3 protein-coding genes are annotated in these 3870 nt (G+C 59.8%); all 3 read right to left on the bottom strand.

The features are described from left to right. Positions 1 to 1144, bottom strand: a 1144-nt coding sequence (locus HKD40_RS17540) for an ATP-binding protein (protein WP_169197057.1), incomplete at its 3' end; no start/stop codon positions are given. Positions 1145 to 1225: 81 nt separating this feature from the next. Next, positions 1226 to 2494: a hypothetical protein gene (locus HKD40_RS17545; RefSeq protein WP_169197058.1), complete on the bottom strand. Its 1269-nt coding sequence runs from the start codon at positions 2492 to 2494 to the stop codon at positions 1226 to 1228. A gap of 370 nt (positions 2495 to 2864) precedes the next feature. After that, positions 2865 to 3870 (bottom strand): hypothetical protein (locus tag HKD40_RS17550; RefSeq protein ID WP_210257159.1); only part of this gene is annotated, 1006 nt, incomplete at its 5' end.

Consider the following 3870-nt stretch of genomic DNA (forward strand, 5'->3'; position numbering starts at 1 on the left):
GACGCTCGAGGCGCCCGGGGCGGATGAGGGCAGTGTCTAGCTTCCCGAAATGATTGGTAGCGGCGATCAAAAGCACTGGTCGACCGGATTTGCGCACGCGGTCGATCTCGGTGAGGACGAAGTTGATGACCGGCGTCCACCAAGTGGCGTCATCTCGCCCCATGGTCGCCCTGTTCGGCAGTGCATCGATCTCGTCAATGAGCCCCACAACCGGCCCTTTGTTTAGAGCAAGCTCGTCAAAGAACTTTCTTGCGGCGCGGATGACATCACCGAGATGGCCACCGGATTCGGCAAACCACGCTCCGACAGAAGAGCTGTGAAATGTCCATCCGACAGAGACCGCAAGGGCGGCAGCAACCGTGGTCTTACCGGTTCCCGGCGGGCCCTCAAGGCAAGTATGACGCAAGGCGGCAGCGTCCAGCTCACCATTGGCGACTTTGCCCATCAGATTGACGGTGTCCTGCGCCCAGTCCGCAACTACCTTGGTCAGGGCGAGGTCTTTGAGGGAAACGGCGATGTTGGCGACCGGCGGCGTCCTCCGCGCAGCAACAGCGCGGCGCAGGTTCGCGAGGCATTCCTGCGGCGAGAGCTTGGGACGGATTGCCGTTGTGAAATCGGTAGTCCCCAAGCCTTCTATATCAGCTGCCGTGAGGCCATGGACCCGCTTGCCAGTGACCAAAAATATGGTTTTGCGGATGACGGCGACATTAGGCGCACCAACCTCAATGACGGTATCCGCGCCGTTCAAAGCTTCCGGGACGAGGTATCGACCCGGATCCTGGGAGATTAGGATCACTGTGCGGCCAAATTCGAGGCCAGCAAGTTTTGTGCTGTCGCGCGGTTCGGACTTGCCGCCACTTTTGGCCAGTGCGTTGACCGCTTCCACCATCATGCCCTGCCGGAATCGGCGCAGATAGCGCGCGAGTAACTCTGCACCGGCACTATCCGCCGTTCTGATAAGGATCAGCCGTGGCGGGGATGCCATGAGACGACGCTGGTGCGGCGTGAGGACAGCGTCGAGCATGGCTTCGGCCAAGGCGTCGCTGGTGCGGAGAGGGAGTTTGGTCTCAGGGGAATTGTCGGTTGGGCAGTCATCGTCGTCATCAACCGAGGGCGCACGATTGGCGAGGGTATGAAGGGACATAAAAGGTCTCCCGGGCAGCGGCCAATGGCAGGCCGCGCCTCATATAAAAGGGGATGACAGAAGGGTGAGAGGATCGCCGTGTTAGCGAAGGGGGAGCGTCAGCTCCGCATCCGCATTGATCGGCCTCCAGCCAGCGCGCCCAAAACCCTTGGATCCAGAGACAAAGTGACTGACGGCGCTGCCCGAAGAGAACATGAGGTCGCGCATCACCACGTAGCACGAATTATCAGCGGCCGGCACGAGCAGGCCAGCGTGCTGCCAAGCTGCACGCTGAAAGGCAGCGGTACTATTGGCTGAGGCGACAGTCTCAAGGCGCACGTCCGAGCCGCGGAGCAGCACCCATGAACCATCTTTGCGCTCGGCCGCCAGAGCGGTGAGCCCGCAGTAATTGAGCTCCATCACCCGACCATCGGGCAGGTCATCGAGACGACGAGGTGCTCCGAGCCTCCCCGTTTCCGTCCGCGGACCAGCAATTGCCGCGCGCGCTGAGCTTGCCTGAAACATGAAACCTTCTTGACGCAAGGCCAGCGCCACTTGACCGACAAACAGAGACAACTGGTCGTAGCGCTCCGGTTTAACCACTGCGCCATCGGGCAGGCCGTTGACGACCACGAAGTGAGCATCCGCAGCCACGCGAGCCCACAGAATGCGCTCAAGGGCTTTGCCGTCATTCTCGCTCAGTCGGTCGTCGGCGTCGGTAATGGTGATGATGCGCTCAGGCATACCTTCCGGCATCTGGCGGCCGGCGGCAATCCGGGCCCCGACATTGGAGCCGTAGCCGACATAAGCGTCGTGGCCGCGTAGCAGGATGTAGACACCGGGGCGCTGCAAATCGGCAGCACGCCCAAAGTCAGCGCGTTGCTTACCCGAACCGACGATGACCTGAGGCCGCAACTGGCCTGCCGTCACCGACGTCAAGCCAGCTGGCAGGATGCTGGTCATCGTAGCCGACAGCGTGTCAATGGCGACGGTATCCCCTCCATTGCTCCCAAAGGGACCCGGTACGCCACCAACACCGCCATGCTCACCGCCCCTCTGGCAACGCACAACAATGCTGTGTGCATCAATGATGCCAGGCGTGATCACCTTGAGAACCTTGCTGGTAATCAGAGCGAAAATCGCTCCGACCGGATCAGCATGCTCTGGTAGCGCGGCGATGAGGTCGCCAATGCTTGCCGAGCCAGTGGCATCCACCACCGATAGGATCTGCACCTGAACGCCGGGCGTTACCAGCGGATGGGCAACCAGTCCGGGATGCACGGAAACGGCATCCTTCGGCACAAGATTGTCGACGGCATAGGAATGGGGGTTGCGCACAGCCGCACGGCCGCTAGAAGTGGCTTTAGCCATAGTCTTACTGGTCCAATCAGTTTGTCTGTGGTCAGGTCGACGGCGGGTTTGCAGACCTTCCGTCGGCCGCTCTTTTGCAGAGAGCGGTTCCAACCAATCGTTGCCGGGAATCGGCACCGTTCTGTAAGACTACCGGATCATTATCACCGGCGTCTATACTGGATCGCAAACTTGGTTAGTTCCTGCTAACGCTCCGAGAAATTGCCGTCTGAGGCAAACTGGCGCTGTCGCAGAGTCCAGATTTCCGGATGAGCCGAACGTCGAAAACCACTCGCAGGGTCCGGCCCCTGTTGTCATTATCGACAGTTGCCAGTGGCGCGATGATCATGGACTGAGTGTCGCGCCATTTATGCCGAGGTATCTGAACGGGTCAGAAACGAGGACCGTAGCCAGCTGCGACGACCTTACGGTCCCGGACACGCTGGACCATCTGGGGTGACGGCTTTGCGGTGTTATCGACTTTCCAAGCCTTGCCCTTGGGCGCGTAATGCTTTTGCGCTGTATAGCTGCTGACGTGTCCAGCAAAAGCGGCGACCTGCTCATCCGAAGAGGTCGATTTTTTGTTGGCAATCGCCTGATGGCGCGTTGTGTAGAGCGAAAAGGCAGGGACCTGAAGGCTCTTGCAAGCGCGGCGCAAGCGGCCCCCAAGCCGATCGATGAGCGCGGCCACATCGCCCTTCGCCGCCACTTCAATTTCCGCAATGAGGGTTTTGAGGTTCTGCACTTGCTCGACTGGAAGCCCGGCCAATCCCAGTTCTCGCGTCTCACCGAGGGAACGGCCGTTGGTCGCCTTGGCACACGGCACGACGAGATAGAATTCCTCAACCTTCGCGCCGTGGTACTCACACGGACGCAGTCCGAATGTGACGTTTTGCACGAGGAGGCGCACGAGCAGGCGATCGTCTTTGCGGCCGCGACGGCGTAGCTTGCTACAAACCAATCGCAGAACCTGCGTCGGTACTGATTTCGCTTTTTTGGCAGACGTACGTTTTTCGGCATTTTTCGGACGAGGCATAGGGCGGTCCGCCAATCGCCTCCGACACGCCTGCGCTACCTCGACCGTGATACGGCCTTTGCCTTCGACGTAGGAAATCGCAAAACCCAGCGCCGCGGCATAATTGCGAATAGTGGCGGGAGCGAATTCTCCATCCGCCGAACAGAAGCAATCCACGATCTCAAAAAGCGTCGCTTCGCGACCAATCGCCTTTCTGGTACGTCGCTTTAGGGTCAACAGACGTTTGCCATAAAGCACCTCCGTCGACACCTCGCGTGTTACCTCAACCCCCAGACCGTCGACCCGATTTTCCATGTCCATTTGCCCGTTACTCGTCGGAATTTTCCGTCGAGCCGACACTGCGTCACGGTTTGGCAAGGAA

It is taken from the genome of Devosia sp. MC1541 (assembly GCF_012847305.1).
Lineage (GTDB): Bacteria > Pseudomonadota > Alphaproteobacteria > Rhizobiales > Devosiaceae > Devosia.

Bases quoted from the DNA above. Each gene is read 5' to 3' on its own strand.
- HKD40_RS17545 (WP_169197058.1), bottom strand. From the start codon at position 2,494: ATGGCTAAAGCCACTTCTAGCGGCCGTGCGGCTGTGCGCAACCCCCAT.